General features: G+C 47.8%; 14 protein-coding genes. 13 read left to right on the top strand and 1 reads right to left on the bottom strand.

Going from position 1 to position 16,616, the window contains the following annotated elements; translation table 11 throughout:
- The first annotated feature begins 3 nt into the window (after window positions 1-3).
- The 9 genes from ABUA31_RS05970 to ABUA31_RS05930 all read left to right on the top strand — a co-directional run bounded on the left by ABUA31_RS05970 (window position 4) and on the right by ABUA31_RS05930 (window position 10,338).
- Complete coding sequence (locus tag ABUA31_RS05970; protein WP_349818887.1) at window positions 4-1,299, top strand: glutamyl-tRNA reductase; 1,296 nt, start codon at window positions 4-6, stop codon at window positions 1,297-1,299.
- 119 nt (window positions 1,300-1,418) lie between these two features.
- Window positions 1,419-2,066, top strand: a complete 648-nt coding sequence (locus tag ABUA31_RS05965; protein WP_238050660.1) for a precorrin-2 dehydrogenase/sirohydrochlorin ferrochelatase family protein — start codon at window positions 1,419-1,421, stop codon at window positions 2,064-2,066.
- The gene (gene hemC / locus ABUA31_RS05960; RefSeq protein WP_349818886.1) at window positions 2,056-3,108 is read left to right on the top strand and encodes a hydroxymethylbilane synthase; all 1,053 of its coding nucleotides are present in this window, start codon (window positions 2,056-2,058) and stop codon (window positions 3,106-3,108) included. The genes ABUA31_RS05965 and hemC overlap by 11 nt, the downstream gene beginning before the upstream one ends.
- Window positions 3,109-3,427: 319 nt before the next feature.
- Window positions 3,428-5,020 (top strand): uroporphyrinogen-III C-methyltransferase, encoded by a 1,593-nt coding sequence (gene cobA, locus ABUA31_RS05955; protein WP_055280284.1) that lies wholly within the window; start codon window positions 3,428-3,430, stop codon window positions 5,018-5,020.
- A 1-nt stretch (window position 5,021) separates the two neighbouring features.
- Complete coding sequence (hemB, locus tag ABUA31_RS05950) at window positions 5,022-5,993, top strand: porphobilinogen synthase (protein WP_044998093.1); 972 nt, start codon at window positions 5,022-5,024, stop codon at window positions 5,991-5,993.
- A gap of 280 nt (window positions 5,994-6,273) precedes the next feature.
- Window positions 6,274-7,551 carry a glutamate-1-semialdehyde 2,1-aminomutase gene (gene hemL / locus ABUA31_RS05945; RefSeq protein ID WP_349818885.1) on the top strand — a complete coding sequence of 426 codons (1,278 nt, stop codon included), beginning with the start codon at window positions 6,274-6,276 and terminating at the stop codon, window positions 7,549-7,551.
- 332 nt (window positions 7,552-7,883) lie between these two features.
- A complete protein-coding gene (locus ABUA31_RS05940) occupies window positions 7,884-8,834 on the top strand; it encodes an NAD(P)/FAD-dependent oxidoreductase (RefSeq protein ID WP_349818884.1) in 951 nt (316 codons plus the stop codon).
- Window positions 8,835-9,028: 194 nt separating this feature from the next.
- Window positions 9,029-9,463, top strand: coding sequence for an RrF2 family transcriptional regulator (locus tag ABUA31_RS05935; RefSeq protein WP_015534740.1), 435 nt, complete (start codon window positions 9,029-9,031; stop codon window positions 9,461-9,463).
- A gap of 119 nt (window positions 9,464-9,582) precedes the next feature.
- Entirely contained in the window at window positions 9,583-10,338 is a 756-nt protein-coding gene (locus ABUA31_RS05930) for a tRNA threonylcarbamoyladenosine dehydratase (protein WP_004851697.1), read from the top strand.
- Window positions 10,339-10,358: 20 nt separating this feature from the next.
- On the opposite strand, the gene ABUA31_RS05925 is transcribed toward ABUA31_RS05930, so the two are convergent.
- A complete protein-coding gene (locus ABUA31_RS05925; protein WP_015534741.1) occupies window positions 10,359-10,787 on the bottom strand; it encodes a DUF3592 domain-containing protein in 429 nt (142 codons plus the stop codon).
- Between the two features lie 290 nt (window positions 10,788-11,077).
- Between ABUA31_RS05925 and ABUA31_RS05920 the strand changes: the two genes are divergently transcribed.
- The 4 genes from ABUA31_RS05920 (at window position 11,078) to ABUA31_RS05905 (ending at window position 16,613) form a co-directional block, all read left to right on the top strand.
- Complete coding sequence (locus tag ABUA31_RS05920) at window positions 11,078-11,935, top strand: DUF3737 family protein (RefSeq protein ID WP_349818883.1); 858 nt, start codon at window positions 11,078-11,080, stop codon at window positions 11,933-11,935.
- A gap of 375 nt (window positions 11,936-12,310) precedes the next feature.
- Window positions 12,311-13,531, top strand: a complete 1,221-nt coding sequence (locus tag ABUA31_RS05915) for a MalY/PatB family protein (RefSeq protein ID WP_055280287.1) — start codon at window positions 12,311-12,313, stop codon at window positions 13,529-13,531.
- On the top strand, window positions 13,524-15,053 hold the full coding sequence (locus ABUA31_RS05910; protein ID WP_015534744.1) for an MATE family efflux transporter: 1,530 nt from the start codon (window positions 13,524-13,526) through the stop codon (window positions 15,051-15,053). The genes ABUA31_RS05915 and ABUA31_RS05910 overlap by 8 nt, the downstream gene beginning before the upstream one ends.
- Window positions 15,054-15,122: 69 nt before the next feature.
- Window positions 15,123-16,613: an AAA family ATPase gene (locus ABUA31_RS05905; RefSeq protein WP_118016848.1), complete on the top strand. Its 1,491-nt coding sequence runs from the start codon at window positions 15,123-15,125 to the stop codon at window positions 16,611-16,613.
- Window positions 16,614-16,616 lie beyond the last annotated feature (3 nt).

Raw genomic sequence — 16,616 nt, 5'->3', positions numbered from 1 at the left:
GATATGTTTTGCATAAGTATAAATCATAAGAATACACCGGCCGATGTCAGGGAGAGCTTTGCATTTTCGACAAAAGGACAGAGACAGTTCACCGAGCGGCTAAAGGCTGCGGTGGGTGGATGTGTCGTGTTGTCGACCTGCAACAGGATGGAAATATACTTTACGGATAAATGTGAGCCATGTGGGTCTGCTATAACAGGGAAAATGAGCAGCGGTGAAGCTTCCGGTGGGCGAGGTGGCCTGCTTGAACAGGTAGAAATGCTTCTGGCTAATGATAGGGATGTCCCTGTCAGCCTCATAAGAAGATATAGCATGAATTATGAGGGATTCCAGTGTATGTTACATCTGTGCAGAGTGGCGTGTGGTATGGATTCCATGGTGCTCGGCGAGGTGGAGATCATACATCAGGTGAAGAGCGCATATCTTGTGGCAAAGAAGCTTGGAGCCTGTGACGGCGAGCTGAATATAGCATTTCAGGGAGCACTTGCGGCGGCAAAGGCGGTGGCGACGGAGAGTGACACTACGAGACTTCCGGTATCCGTCGGAACCTTGTCAGCACGGGAGGCAGTGAATTTTACAAGAAATGGCGGCATTGAAAACACGTGCAGAGATGTTCGAAGTGATGTGGTAAGCAGCAGTCAAGTTGAGAGTGTGGATGCTGAAAAGGCAAATACCGGGCATATCCTAGTCGTAGGAGCCACAGGCAAGATAGGCAGCATAGTTGTCAAGGATATTGCAGATCTTGCGCCAGATATAGAGATAACAGGCACAAGCAGAAGTCACCATAGTGCAGATAGCATATTTGACAGACATCAGCAGATCAGGATAGAGGACTACAGCAGAAGATATGAGCTGGCAGCCTGGGCGGATGTCATCATCAGTGCGACAGCAAGCCCGCATTATACATTTGTCAGGGATGAGCTGGCGGAGGCTGTGAAAATGCAGCCGAAGCGGAGATTGCTCCTTGATTTGGCAATGCCAAAGGACATTGATCCTGCGGTCTCAGATGTGGACGGATGTGTGCTGCGTGACATAGACTATATCAGAACACTCTCCAGAGAGAACAATGAAAGCAGGGCAAAAACAATCACAGAGATGGAGCCGTGGCTCATATCACAGGTTGACGAGATTATGAAGAACATAGCATTTTCGAGGTTCAACAGGGAGCACAGGGACGTGATGGCGAAGCTTAAGACTATAGATGGTGCAAAGATGGTATATAAACTCAAAGGACAGCTTGAGTATGAGGCATTTGAGAAAATGCTGGACAGTATTGTGACTGCCGGATGTGAGAACTGAATATTGCTTGTTTGCCTGAGGTTATGCAGTATCATCGGCTGATGATGGTTATGTCAGATAATTGGAACAACTTTTTGTGCTTTTTAATAGAGACTAAATAATAGAAATTAGAGGTAGTGATGTCGTATTTTCCATTTATGATAGAATTGAATAATGAGAGATGCCTGATCGCAGGAGGCGGAACTGTTGCATACAGAAAGGTGTGCAGCATGCTGGAATTTGGCGCGGTGGTCACGGTGGTGTCACCGGAGTTCTGCCCGGAGCTTTTAGAACTGGCGGAGCAGGTGAATACGCCAGACAAATACTGTGCAGCGACAAGCGATGATCGTGGTTCTGTAGAGAATTTTGCAGATTATTCTGGATGCCTAACACTTGTAAAAAGGTGCGTGCAGCCGCAGGATATTGACGGTGCATTTGTCGTCATAATGGCGACGGACGATGAGAAGGTCAACCACGAAATGGCGGAGCTTTGCAGGCAGCAGCGAATACTTGTAAATGTGGTTGATGTGAAGGCAGATTGCGGATTTTATTTTCCAGCGATCATAAAGGATAAAGAGGTTGTTATAAGCGTTTCCACCGGTGGACAGAGTCCAGTGCTTGCGGGCACGATCAAGAGAAATATAGAGAGCCATTTAGGTAGGAGTTATGGCGATATAGCAGAGCGTATGGGTGAGCTCCGCGAGCAGATCAAAGCACAGATAGACGGCGAGGAAGAGCGAAAGAAAGCGTTTCAGCAAATGGTTAGGAGTCTGTTAGATGAGAGTTGAGAATGGACATGGTAAAAATAAACCGAATATTCGTAAATTTGCGGAGAATGACATGGCAGATGGATTCAATAGTGACGATTTGGATTGCGAAAGCGGAGGACAGAAAAAAACAGTAAAAGTTGGAACCCGCGGCAGCAAGCTTGCTCTTGCTCAGACTGAATTGGTGATAAAGGCACTCAATGAGAGATTTTCCCAGGTTGATTTTCAGATGATTACAATGAGTACCCGGGGGGATCGGGACACCAGCAGAGCGCTTCTGGAATTCGGAGGCAAAGCGGTATTTGTCGAGGAGTTCGAGGAAGCTATACTTAAAGGTGACATAGACATAGCGGTACACAGTGCCAAGGATATGCCGATGGAGATCATGGAAGGTCTTACGATAGCGGGCACACTTCCGAGGGCATGTCCGCAGGACGTTTTTATATATAAGAGTGGCAGGTCATTTGGCAGAAATGACAGTTTCGTGGTGGGAACCAGCAGCCTGAGAAGACAGTACCAGATAAGAGACATGTATCCAAATGCGGTGTGCAAGAACCTGAGAGGAAATGTCGGCACCCGCATACAGAAGCTTGAGGATGGCGAGTATGATGCTATCATTCTTGCGGCGGCAGGTCTTGAGCGACTGGGAGTTATTGAAGACAAAGGCAATGACAGCACAGAATGCTTTGAAGTGCACAAGGACGAACTTACATTCAGATACATCAGCACAGAGTCCATGCTTCCGGCAGCATGTCAGGGAATCATAGCCATAGAGACACGAACCTCTGGCGAGGTATACGATATGGTCAGAGCGATAAATGACACAGAGGCATACGCACAGCTCACATGCGAGCGCGCAGTTCTGAATCGCCTGAACGCCGGTTGTCACGAACCGATAGGCGTGTACTCAGAACTTCATGGCGACCACATGAAGCTAAGCCTGATGAAAGCAGATGCGGCTTCATCGGACAAAGAGAAAGATGAAGAAATCCAGATACACAGAAAGACGGTAGAAGGAAACACCGCAGAATGGGAACAGCTGGTAGAGAATTTAATAAAGTAGAGTAAGTTGTTTTGCAACAGTATATTTAAAAGATAAATAAAAACATAAAATGTAGATTGTTTTGAAGTAGTATGTATTGAAGATAAAAGAAAAGTAAAGAAGTAAATTTTTTCGATGCGTAAGCCGTGTGAGTTGGATGGGTGTCTCTACGGCGGGTAGCACATAAGCGATGGAAGCTTGTCGCTCCTTGCCGAACGGGAGCCTCAAACGCCCTTATCGGAGGCGGGAGTGAGTGCAAATAGGAGCAAGACAAGGTGACTGAGCTGTGCGTAGCCGAGAGACACCCATCCAACTCACACGGCGAATGGAGAGCAAAAAAATGGTATATTTGATAGGCGCAGGCCCCGGCGATCCGGGACTAATCACGGTGAAGGGCCTGGAATTCATAAAACAATGCGATACAATCATATATGACAGGCTTGGCACCTACCAGCTTCTGGAGATGGTGAAGCCGGACTGCCGCAGGATATACGTCGGCAAACAGGCGGGCAGCCACTACAAGAAGCAGCCTGAGATAAACGAGATACTTGTTGAGGAAGGCCGCAAAGGCAACATGGTGGTGCGCCTCAAAGGCGGCGATCCATTTGTATTTGGAAGAGGCGGCGAGGAAGTGACCGCACTTTTAGAAGCGGGGATCCCATTTCAGGTGATACCGGGAATAACGTCCGCCGTGGCGGTTCCGGAGGTGTGCGGCATACCGGTGACCCACCGCGGAACGAGCAGAAGCTTTCACGTGATAACAGGACACAAGCGGGCAGACATACACAGATCTGATGAAGGTGGTTTAGATGACTACGACTACATCAGAAATCAGGAAGGGACAAGCGTGTTCCTGATGGGGCTGAACAGACTGCCACAGATCATGGAGAGACTTGTTCAGACTGGGGCGGAGGAACATACTCCGGTCACGGTCATTTCCAAGGGAACCATGCCTGGACAGAGGATAGTCCGCGGCGATATACAGACAATTGCGGACAAGGTGAACGAGGCAAAGCTTGAATCTCCTGCGATCATAGTTGTGGGTGAAAATGCAGCGTTGGATTTTACAGCACCAAACAGAGGACCGCTTCAGAATGTCCACGTTGGACTTATTGGAACGCCAAAGCTTCGCGAGAAGATGAGAGTTGCAATAGATGCACTTGGCGGTCAGTCCTACAGCATAGTGGATATGAGTGTGGAGCAGACAGAGGAGAAGAACAGGCTGCGAGTGGCTCTGGAACATATAGAAGATTACAGCTGGCTGGCATTTACCAGTCAGAACACCATAACCTTGTTTTTCAAATGGCTCAGAGAATGGAATATAGATGTCAGAAAACTGGCCCATCTGAAACTTGCGGTGGTCGGCGCCGGAACAAGGGACGCACTTAAGGTTGAGGGATATATAGCGGATTATGTGCCGGACGAGTACACCACAAGTGCTCTTGCTATGGGACTTGCAAATGTGATGAATGACGGAGAGAAACTTCTCCTTCCGAGAGCCGTTCAGGGCAGCGAGACAATGCTTGACATACTTGATCAGGGCGGTGTGGTATATGAGGAGATCCCAGTTTATGATGTGGTTGGACGCAGGATGGAGAGCATACAGTATCTGAAGGATCTGGATGTGATCACATTTGTCAGCGCGTCAGGTGTCAGAGGATTTCTAGATGTTCTTGATGCAGAGAAAAAAAACTGCGGTGTGGCTCATTTGTTGAATGATATAGATTCATGTGGGGATCATACGGACAATACAGACGGCAGTTTTAAAATACATGATATAATGAAGAATATCCGCATAGCGGCACTTGGAAATGTGACCGAGAAGGCTTTGGAGAAGGCTGGTTATCATGCGGATATAGTTCCAGAGGTTGGTGATATCGAGCACCTTATATCAGCCATCGGTGATTATTATTTTAGAGAAAAGAGGCAGTAACATGATAAGACTCAGAAGACTTCGCGGAAGCGAGGCCATCAGAAATATGGTTAGAGAGAACAGGGTTAACAAGGAGGATCTTGTATATCCGATGTTTGTGGCGGAGGGCACAGGGATCAAGAATCCGGTAGACTCCATGCCGGGAATATACCAGTATTCACTCGACACATTTGAGGAGGAGCTTCGCAGAGTGGCGGACGCCGGAATCAGCGCGGTTCTCCTGTTCGGCATACCGGCTCACAAGGATGAGGTGGGTAGCAGCGCGTACGACGATCAGGGAATCATGCAGAAAGCAGTCAGGAGGATAAAAGAGCTGTATCCGGATATGATAGTCATAGCGGACATTTGTCTGTGCGAGTACACATCACACGGTCACTGCGGAATTATCCATGACGGCAAGATACTCAACGATGAGACTCTTCCATATCTGGGCAAGATGGCTGTATCACTTGCAAAGGCTGGCGCAGACATGGTGGCTCCGTCGGATATGATGGATGGACACACCGCATACATCAGAAAGGCACTTGACGACAACGGGCTGACGGATGTACTGATCATGGGTTACAGTGCGAAATTTGCATCTGGTTACTATGCACCATTTCGCGATGCGGCACATTCTGCACCACAGTTTGGAGACAGAAGGACATACCAGATGGATCCCGCAAATGGCAGGGAGGCTCTGAGAGAGTGCGAGGCGGATATCGCCGAGGGAGCAGACATAATCATGGTCAAGCCGGCACTTGCTTATCTGGATGTAGTCAAGGATGTGAGAAACCACACGGACTATCCGATAGCGGTGTACAATGTCAGCGGCGAGTACTCCATGGTCAAGGCAGCTGCGGCAAATGGCTGGATAGACGAGAAGAGGATCGTTATGGAAAACATGACAGCCATGAAACGTGCCGGAGCAGGGATCATCATAACCTATCACGCCATAGACGTGGCACACTGGCTTGAGTCGGAATCAATATGACGGAGTCATATTTCGGAATGATTCCGACGATCTGCCCCACTCGACGGAGGAGAGAGAGGCGTTTCCAAAGATGAGGAGAATGCGACATCAACACTTAAAAGAAGATAGAGCTGAGTAGGACAATAGTTGCTATGTATAACGAGACGTTTTTATCTATTTGGAATATAAAATAGAAAAAGATACAATATTGTATCTAAACGGTTAAAATAACATAGCTTTACGAAAAACAAAAGGAAACAAAGAAAAAAGTCACACAGGACGATAAATTATAGAAAGAAGAATGGCAATGACAAATTCACAGGATCTATTTGAAAAATCACAGAAGGTAATTCCGGGCGGCGTCAATTCACCGGTCAGGGCATTTGGCTCGGTGGGACGGACACCTGTATTTATGAAGAAAGCAAAAGGTTCACATATATTTGACGAGGATGGCAATTCCTACGTGGATTATGTTTGTTCCTGGGGCCCGGGAATTCTGGGGCATGCCGATGACAGAGTCATAGATGCGGTGAAGGCGGCTTGTGATGACGGACTTACATTCGGCGCACCGACAAGGAAAGAGCTCGAGATCGCAGAGCTGATAAATGAGCTCATGCCGTCAATGGAGCTGACACGAATGGTCAACTCGGGAACAGAGGCGGTGATGAGTGCCCTCAGAGTGGCGAGGGGATTTACAGGCAGAGACAAGATTGTAAAGTTCCGCGGCTGCTATCACGGACACAGTGATGGACTTCTGGTCAAGGCAGGCTCGGCGGCACTCACACAGTCAGTTCCGGACAGCCTGGGAGTTCCAAAGTCGTATACACAGCATACACTCATAGCAGAGTATAACAACGAGGACAGCGTAAAGAAGTTATTTGAGGCGGAGGGCAAAGACATTGCCGCAATCGTGGTCGAGCCGGTTGCCGCAAATATGGGAGTTGTCCCACCGCATGATGGATTCCTTCAGTTCCTCAGGGACATAACAAATGAGTACGGCGCACTTCTTATATTTGATGAGGTCATCACAGGTTTCAGACTCAGCCTTGGCGGTGCCCAGGAATACTTCGGGGTAAAGCCTGATCTCACAACACTTGGCAAGATAGTCGGAGGCGGAATGCCGGTGGGAGCATACGGCGGACGCCGCGATGTCATGAGCATGGTGACACCACTTGGCGGAGTATACCAGGCGGGAACTCTGTCGGGCAATCCGATAGCCATGACAGCCGGACTCACAACGCTCCGCATACTCCAGAAGGAAAAGGATACAATATATCCGGCGATAGAAAAGAGCACAAGGCAGATAGCCGACACAGTCAGAAGCACATTTGGCGGCACAGTTCATGTCAACCAGATAGGCTCACTGATGAGCGTATTCTTCACAGATCAGGAAGTAGTGGATATGGACACGTCAATATCCAGCGACACCGCAAGGTATGCAAAGTATTTCTCATACATGCTGGACAACGGAATCTACCTTGCACCATCACAGTTCGAGGCAATGTTCGTGTCCTACGCACACAGCAAGGAAGACGTATCCAAAACCTGTGAATTAATAAAGGCATATAAAGAGAATTAAAGGGACTTAAATAAGCCAGACGACGTCTCATTAGAAGTATCTTTAAATTTTTATATTGCAAGAATAATAAGACAAGTATTAAAAAGTAGTTTTGAAAAACACAATAAAAGTAACGGTTTTCAAAGTGTAAGTCTTTATGTGTTCGTGATGCTCCCAGGCGGGTAGCACATAGACGACGGAAGCTTGTCGCTCCTTGCTGAGCGGGAGCCCCCCTGCCCTTATAGGGGGCGGGAGCGAATGTAGTCAGGAGCTAAGACAAGGTGACAGAGTCGTGCGTAGCCGGGAGCACCACGAACACATAAAGACGGCCCTTTGAAAAACAAGGAGGAAATATGAGAGATTTGGTTATTGTGGGCAGCGGCCCTGCGGGTCTGTCCGCCGCAGTCTACGCCAAGAGGGCGATGATGGACGTGGTGGTACTGGAGAAGGAAGCATTCTCCGGCGGGCAGATCGTGAATACAGAGCAGGTGGACAATTACCTCGGACTGCCGGGCATAAGCGGCTTTGACATGGGTATGAAGTTCAAAGAACACGCAGATACATTGGGCGTGGAGTTTGATGACAGAGAGGTGACAGCCATCGAGGATCACGGCGATCACAAAAAGGTCAGCCTGGAGGATGGCAGCAGCATAGAGACAAAGGCGATTCTGATAGCCACAGGCGCAAAGCACAGAAAACTTGGCGTTCCTGGAGAAGAAGAATTCACAGGTGCGGGAGTTTCATACTGTGCCACATGTGACGGAGCGTTCTTTAGGAACAAAGAAGTTGCAGTTGTGGGCGGTGGCAATATAGCTCTTGAGGATGCCCTGTATCTGTCAAAGATGTGCAGTAAGGTGCATCTGATCCACAGAAGAGATGAGTTCAGAGGCGAGAAAATACTTGGAGCGCGTGTGCTTGAAACAGAGAATATAGAATTTCATTCATTTGCACAGGTGACAGAGATAGGCGGAACGCCGGGCAAGCTGAATCTCAAGGTTGCTGTGAATACACCAAAAACAGTGGGCGGACAGGCCAATCGCGATTTTACGCTTCCGGTAGCCGGTGTATTCATTGCCATAGGAACAAGCCCTATCACAGACTTCCTCGGTGACGTTGTGGAGCTTGATGACGCTGGTTATGTTGCAGCGGGCGAGACCGGACAGACCAGCACACCGGGAATATTTGCCGCGGGAGATGTGAGGACCAAGGCAGTGCGCCAGGTGGCGACAGCAGTTGGAGATGGTGCAGCAGTTATCCATTATGTTGAGGAATACCTGAATGGGTTAAAAAATAAGGACAACTGAAACAGCTGATCGGCATATATGATTAACGATATAGAAACATACTCAAAAAAATAAATAGAATAATTGGGAAGCAATTGGCATGGAGATAAAGCATGGAATGTAAATGCATACCTGTTTTCTCCCTGCCAAAAAAAATAAAACTAATTCATAGTAATTCTATAGGCAAAATATAACAATGAACAGGAGGCAGAAAAATGTTAATATCATCAAAGGGACAATATGCACTGAGACTCATGGTAGATATATCTATAAATAGCGGCAGCACGGTTACTGTCAAAGCTGTAGCCAGAAGATGTGGATTGTCTGACAAATATCTTGAGCAGGTTACATCTTCTCTGCTAAAGGCAGGATATTTAAGAAGCGTGAGAGGACCGAGGGGTGGTTACCGTCTGAACATGCCGGCGGAGGAGATCACGGTTGGGATGGTGCTAAGGGCGATAGAGGGCAGGATATCACCGATAGATAACAGGGTTGATGAGGATGGCGACACCAACATGGTCATGAACGATGTCATTGGAGAGGTGTGGGATGACCTTGAATCTGCCATCAACAATGTCCTTGACAACAAAACCATCGCCGATCTCACTCGGGAGTACAGTGACCGGATCGGATACATGTACTCAATATAAATCAGGGACGGAGGGGACAGGTACCTCCGTCCCCGGAGGGGCAATAAGATTTCAGTTGAAAAAAAACTTATTTTGTATATAGTTGTAGTGGGATATATATCATATTAGGAGAATAAGAGATGTTAACACAGTTTTCGAGAACGGAGCTGCTATTTGGCAAGGAAGCCATGGACAAGCTGGCAGGCTCTAAGGTAGCGGTATTTGGAATAGGCGGAGTTGGCGGTTATGTATGCGAGGCACTGGTCAGGAGCGGTGTCGGAGCATTTGACCTGATAGATGACGACAAGGTGTGTCTGACAAATCTCAACAGACAGATCATAGCGACAAGGAGCACAGTTGGAAAGTATAAGACCGATGTTATGAGGGACAGGATGCTTGACATCAATCCAAATGTGGAGGTTGAGGTACACAAATGTTTCTTCCTTCCGGAAAATGCGGATGACTTCCCTTGGGACAGCTACGACTACGTAGTCGACGCGGTGGACACCGTGACAGCCAAGATCGCTCTTGTCATGAAGTGCAAGGAGAAGAATATCCCGATCATCAGCAGCATGGGTGCGGGAAACAAGCTTGACGGAAGCCAGTTCAAGGTTGCAGATATATACAAGACAAAGGTGTGTCCGCTTGCGAAGGTCATGAGAAGAGAGCTGAAGAAGAGGGGCGTCAAGAAACTCAAGGTCGTATACTCGGAAGAGATTCCGACAAGGCCGATCGAAGATATGGCGATAAGCTGCAGAAACAACTGCATTTGTCCTCCGGGTGCAGAACACAAATGTACAGAGCGCAGAGACATCCCGGGCAGCGTGGCATTTGTGCCATCAGTCGCAGGGCTTATAATAGCCGGTGAGGTGGCAAAGGATCTCATCAGGAGGTAATAAAAAAGGACGCTGAGAAATCAGCGCCTTCTCCATAAAAATACCAGAGTTCCAAGCAGAACCGCACCACCATAGATGAATGGTGCATTTTTGTCACTGTTCATAGTTCTTTCCGTATAAGATACGGATGGATTATTCGGGTTGTAATATATTGCGATGGACGACATGGAGTTGTAATTTGTTATACCGCGGACGGAAAGAAAACCATTGTGCAATACTCCGGACTGGTCGCGGTATTCATAGTTGATATGGGTTCTTTTACTGAATCTTCTGACAGATGTGATATCGGCGGATGTTCTGGTATAGTCCCGCTCGATACGGCATGCCTTACCCCGTATGGAAAGGCCGATGACCACAGCTATGATGAATGATGCTATTGGAATAATGTAAGTCGTATAAGGTAATAGTCTGAAAAAAATACTGATAGAATCCCCCGATGTTAAAATCATAATGTACCCCCTGAAATTGTTGTTTCCCCCAAATGTCAGACATGAGATCCCTATTTACATGCCGGACTTGTATGTGTAGATTATAATATAAAGAAGACTGGTTGAGAATCCCTTAATTTAAGAGGATAAGTCTGTTAATATAGCAAATTTCAGGTAATAAATATATTACTGTATGCACTGCCACTCATGGTGGTCATAAGCTCAGTCATATTCGCATTTGCCAGAAGTGATAACATGGTGATAATAGACCAATAATATAATAGAGAATATACAAAAGGAAGATGAACGAGATGGATAAGAAAGAAGAAAAGAAAATCATAAGACAGGAGTTTCTGACAGGTGAGAGAGCTCTTTTCATGGGAAAAAATCTCGATATATATGATACGATATTTGACGACGGCGAGTCTCCGCTTAAGGAGAGCTGCGGCATAAATCTGTACGGCAGCATGTTCAAATGGAAGTATCCGCTGTGGTACAGCAAGAACATTGTTGCGGAGGATTGCCACTGGTTTGAGATGGCGAGAGCCGGAGTCTGGTACACTGATAATATCGCGGTGAGGCGTGCACTCATCCAGGCGCCAAAGAACTTCCGCAGATGTAAAGGGCTGGAGCTTACGGATGTGACATTCACCAATGCGGAGGAGACACTGTGGAGTTGCGATGACGTGACAATGAACCACGTGACAGCAAAGGGCGACTATTTTGCCATGAACAGCAATAATATGAAGATAGACGACCTGAAGCTTGACGGCAACTATTCATTTGACGGATGCAGGAATGTAGAGATAAGAAACTCCAATCTGCTTTCAAAGGATGCATTCTGGAATACCGAGAACGTGACCGTATATGATTCATTCATATCGGGCGAGTATCTTGGCTGGAACGCAAAGAACCTCACCCTGGTGAACTGCACCATCGAGAGCCTTCAGGGCATGTGCTACATCGACAACCTTGTGATGAAGAACTGCAAGCTCATCAACACAACACTTGCATTTGAATATTCAACAGTGGATGCCGATATCTGCAGCAAGATAGACAGTGTCATGAACCCAACATCAGGAACCATCAAAGCCCAGCACATTGACAACCTGATAATAGAAAAAGACAAAGTAGATCCGTCAAAGACAAAAATAATAGTACAGGACTAAATTAAAGCACAGGGATTCACGGCAAAACATCACCCCTACGTGTGACAGCATATGATAATATAAATAAGAGAAATATAATAATTTTTACGTAGAATGATGATAAATACATGGTGGCATATCATAACGTAAATGAGATTCCGCGGCTGCTGTGGTGAAACGAGTTGGCACATATAGAGTGCTCAATCGGTAGTGAAGTCGACTGAGCATTGCTGCTTCTTGCCGGAGCGGCGCAAGCAACGCCCTTATCGCTTGCAGAGCGCAGTGCAGATAGAAGCAAAGCAAGGCGAGGGAAGACGAACGTGATGGAGCACTCTATATGTGCCAGCCGTTTGCCACAGCAGCCGCGGAATCTCTCCATGAAGTGGAGGGACAAACATGAAGTTTGATTTTGACAAGGTTATAGACAGACGCGGCACAGGCTCCCTGAAGTGGGACGTGCCGGAAAACGAACTGCCAATGTGGGTGGCAGACATGGACTTTCAGACGGCTCCATGCATCAGGGAGGCACTGGCAGCCCGGGTGGAGCACGGAATATTCGGATATTCCATCATCCCGGACGAGTGGGCAGATGCCTACGTGAACTGGTGGGGCAACAGACACGGATTTGCGATAGATAGGGATTGGCTGGTGTTCTGCTCCGGAGTCATCCCAGCCATATCAACGGCGGTGAGAAAGCTCACCACACCCGCAGAGAATGTTGTAGTGCAGACCCCTGTCTACAATATTTTCTTTAATTCTATATACAACAATGGGCGAAATATATTGGAAAGCCCTCTGAAATATGACGGCGAGGGATATGCCATGGACTTTGAGGATCTTGAGGCAAAGCTTGCAGATCCACAGACCAGCCTCATGATACTCTGCAATCCGCAGAATCCTGCGGGAAAAATCTGGGATAAGGAGACACTTGCCCATGTGGGAGAGCTATGCGCAAAGTATGGTGTGACGGTCATCTCGGATGAGATACACTGCGATCTCACCGATCCTGGAAAGGAGTATGTGCCATTTGCCACGGCATCTGACACATGCAGGGATATAAGCGTGACCTGTATTGCGCCGACAAAGACCTTCAACATAGCTGGAATACAGACCGCAGCAATTGTGGTTCCGGATAAATTCCTGAGACACAAGATGTGGAGAGGTCTGAACACAGATGAAGTAGCCGAGCCAAATGCATTTGCGGTGGATGCGGCGATAGCAGCATTTACAAATGGCGGCGAGTGGCTGGACAGTCTCAGGCAGTATCTGTATGAGAACAAGCAGTATGTGAGAAAATTTGTATCTGAGAATATCCCTGACATGAAGGTGGTGTACTCGGAGGCAACATACCTTCTCTGGCTTGACTGCAGTAAGATAACTGACAACGCAAAACAGCTTTCAGCATTTATCAGGAAGAACACCGGACTCTATATGTCGCCGGGACTTTCATATGGTAAGAACGGAAAGGCATTTATCAGACTTAACATCGCATGTCCAAGGTCGATCGTGGAAGAGGGCATGAAGAGACTTGCCGAGGGAACCACGGCATTCAGAAAAATGAACGCAGAGATGGTAAACATAGACAATGCGGCTAAAAAAGGAGATATAGATGAGTAGCAGTGAAAACTTGCTGAAGGACATGATATCTGGAAAGTCGATGACCGCATCCCAGCAGATAGGACTTACGGTCAGGCTCAGCATCCCGGCGATCCTTGCCCAGATCTCGTCCATTGTCATGCAGTACATCGATGCATCCATGGTGGGGCGTCTTGGTGCAAATGCATCGGGAGCCATCGGACTTGTTTCGTCCACGACATGGCTGTTTGGCGGGCTATGCATTGCGGTGACTACAGGATTTACTGTGCAGATAGCCCAGGCTGTGGGGGCCGGTGAGGATAAATCTGCCAGAAATATCATGAAACAGGGACTCATAATAGCCCTGTGCATAAGCGTCATACTCGCACTCATTGCAGCAGTGATAAGCACACCGCTTCCGAGCTGGCTCGGCGGTGAAGCTGCTATACAGAAGATGGCAAGCCAGTATTTCCTTGTGTATATGCTGGGACTTCCTGCTCTGCAGATGAACAGCATAGCGGGCGGTATGCACCAGAGCTCCGGAAATATGAGACTCCCAGGTATACTTAATGTCATGTGCTGTGTGATGGATGTGATTTTTAATTTGTTCTTTATATTTCCGACAAGAATTGTAAATTTAAGTATTCCGTTTTTATCCAGCGTAAGGCTGGCTGGTTCTCAGATGGCAGGAACGGTTCAGGCAGGAGCCTTTGGTTCCCATTTGTCAACACTTGTGCAGTCTGAAACCTCGATGAATGGACTGACATTTACCATGCCGGGACTTGGACTTGGCGTTGCTGGGGCGGCACTTGGAACCATCACTGCTGAAGCAGTTACCTGTGCCATCATGGTCACTGCACTTCTTTGGAAGAACAGGACACTCCATTTAAGAAAGGGAGAACGTTTAAGATTTCACAGGGATACCCTTGCCAAGGCGGTGAAGATTGGAGCACCTGTGGGTCTTGAGCAGATGGTCATGTGCTCAGCGTATGTCATGTCCACAAAGATCGTGTCACCGCTTGGAACGATAGCCATCGCAGCCAACTCATTTGCGGTTACTGCGGAGAGCTTCTGTTACATGCCGGGGTACGGAGTACAGGCGGCATCAACCACACTTGTGGGACAATGCGTGGGAGCAGGACAAAAACAGTTGTCCAGAAGAATGGCATGGATTACAATGGGATTAGGTGTGTCGGTTATGACCATTGGCGGAGTCCTTATGTACATAGCAGCTCCGTCCATGATAGGTGTGCTGACACCGAACGAAGAGATAAGAAATCTTGGGGCGGCAGTGCTGAGGATAGAGGCATTTGCCGAACCATTTTATGCCGCATCCATAGTTGCATCGGGAGCACTCAGGGGAGCCGGGGACACTTTGGTTCCTAGCTGCATGAACTTTGCAAGTATGTGGTGTGTGCGGATACCGCTTGCAGCCATACTTGCACCTAGAGTCGGTCTCTACGGTGTATGGATCGCCATGTGCGTGGAGCTCTGTTTCAGAGGAATCCTGTTCACCACAAGGCTTAAACGGGAAAGATGGATGCGGGTGTTTGACGAACATTAAATATGATGTTTTATAATTGCAAGGCATGATTAAACTTGCAATAAAACATCGTTAAACAGGGAGGAAAATATGCCAGTATTTGATTTCAGCGGAAGTGACAACAAGAATAAGAACATAGTTACATATGAGACATTTCAGTCATCGGAAAGAACAGCCACAGCAGAGAAACCGATAATGCTCCTGGAGAACTCGACCAGGAAGTGGGCGCACCACTCCGGCGGAAAGTTCACAAATCCGATCAAAAGGACAGCATTTGAATTTGACGAGGTGGACGGAGTTCAGTCTGCCGACATATTGAAGATAGATGCGAGATTTGTAAGCCTTCTCAAATGGCTCGGCGAAAATCATATCAACGTCCGTCTGTCAGGAGAGAACAGACCGGAAGGCTATGCAGTATATAAGATAAGGGAGACCGAGTTCGGCGGCGGGGCAAAGCTGTCGGCAAATGACGGATTCCTCCAGTTCATGATAGAGCGACTTCTTGCAAGTGATGCCCCTTCAGAAGAGGAGAAATCCGAGGAGGAAGAAGAGGAGGAGGCACTTGGCGACGACATGAAACTCACAAGCATGCAGAGTATCATTGATTTCATGCACTGTGCCGGAAGAACGCTCCCTGACAATATAAGACTGTGGGCGAGAAGAAATCTTGCGGTTGCGAGATCCAGCGAGGTATCACCGGAGGAGAGACGCCACGCCCAGAGAGCACTTTCCATGGCGATGAACATCAGATGGAAGAGCAATTACTTTGAGGCGATAGATCCGGAAGAGGCCAGAAGGATACTGGACGAGGAACTCTACGGAATGGAGAAGGTAAAGCAGAGGATCATCGAGACAATCATCCAGATCAACCGTACACATACACTTCCTGCATACGGACTTTTGCTCTGCGGACCTGCCGGAACAGGAAAGTCACAGATAGCCTATGCGGTTGCGAGAATACTCAGACTTCCATGGACGACCCTTGACATGAGTTCCATCAACGATCCGGAACAGCTTACAGGAAGTTCAAGAGTATATTCCAATGCCAAGCCGGGAATCATCATGGAGGCATTTTCACAGGCTGGAGAATCTAACCTCGTATTCATCATCAACGAGCTGGACAAGGCAAATTCCGGCAAGGGCAACGGCAATCCTGCCGATGTACTGCTGACACTCCTGGATAACCTGGGATTCACCGACAACTACATGGAGTGCATGATCCCGACAAATGGCGTGTATCCTATAGCAACGGCAAATGACAAGGAGAACATCAGCAAGCCGATCATGTCGAGATTTGCTGTTATAGACATACCGGATTACACCCCGGATGAGAAGAAGGAGATATTCAACAAATTTGTTCTGCCGAAGGTGCTCAAGCGCATCGGACTTGAAGGGAGCGAGTGCATCATCCTTCCAGACGGCGTGGATGCTGTCATCAAGAAGTGCGACGGCGTGACCGGAATCAGAGATATAGAGCAGGCTGCAGAGCACATAGTTGCACATGCGCTTTACCAGATCGAGGTAAATCACGTTCAGAGCGTGACATTTGACGGAGCTATGATAGAGGAGCTTTTGAGCTGATTA

This window comes from Coprococcus sp. RTP31081st1_H1_RTP31081_211007 (assembly GCF_040227275.1).
GTDB classification, from domain to species: domain Bacteria; phylum Bacillota; class Clostridia; order Lachnospirales; family Lachnospiraceae; genus Coprococcus; species Coprococcus aceti.
Note: the sequence above shows the minus strand (reverse complement) of the source record. Positions and strands in the feature narration are given on the sequence as shown.

Coding starts and splice junctions, on each gene's coding strand:
- hemC (WP_349818886.1), top strand. CDS start 2,056: ATGAGAGTTGAGAATGGACATGGTAAAAATAAACCGAATATTCGTAAA.
- ABUA31_RS05970 (WP_349818887.1), top strand. CDS start 4: ATGTTTTGCATAAGTATAAATCATAAGAATACACCGGCCGATGTCAGG.
- hemB (WP_044998093.1), top strand. CDS start 5,022: ATGATAAGACTCAGAAGACTTCGCGGAAGCGAGGCCATCAGAAATATG.
- ABUA31_RS05905 (WP_118016848.1), top strand. CDS start 15,123: ATGCCAGTATTTGATTTCAGCGGAAGTGACAACAAGAATAAGAACATA.
- ABUA31_RS05920 (WP_349818883.1), top strand. CDS start 11,078: ATGGATAAGAAAGAAGAAAAGAAAATCATAAGACAGGAGTTTCTGACA.
- ABUA31_RS05915 (WP_055280287.1), top strand. CDS start 12,311: ATGAAGTTTGATTTTGACAAGGTTATAGACAGACGCGGCACAGGCTCC.
- ABUA31_RS05965 (WP_238050660.1), top strand. CDS start 1,419: ATGTCGTATTTTCCATTTATGATAGAATTGAATAATGAGAGATGCCTG.
- hemL (WP_349818885.1), top strand. CDS start 6,274: ATGGCAATGACAAATTCACAGGATCTATTTGAAAAATCACAGAAGGTA.
- ABUA31_RS05910 (WP_015534744.1), top strand. CDS start 13,524: ATGAGTAGCAGTGAAAACTTGCTGAAGGACATGATATCTGGAAAGTCG.
- cobA (WP_055280284.1), top strand. CDS start 3,428: ATGGTATATTTGATAGGCGCAGGCCCCGGCGATCCGGGACTAATCACG.
- ABUA31_RS05935 (WP_015534740.1), top strand. CDS start 9,029: ATGTTAATATCATCAAAGGGACAATATGCACTGAGACTCATGGTAGAT.
- ABUA31_RS05930 (WP_004851697.1), top strand. CDS start 9,583: ATGTTAACACAGTTTTCGAGAACGGAGCTGCTATTTGGCAAGGAAGCC.
- ABUA31_RS05940 (WP_349818884.1), top strand. CDS start 7,884: ATGAGAGATTTGGTTATTGTGGGCAGCGGCCCTGCGGGTCTGTCCGCC.
- ABUA31_RS05925 (WP_015534741.1), bottom strand. CDS start 10,787: ATGATTTTAACATCGGGGGATTCTATCAGTATTTTTTTCAGACTATTA.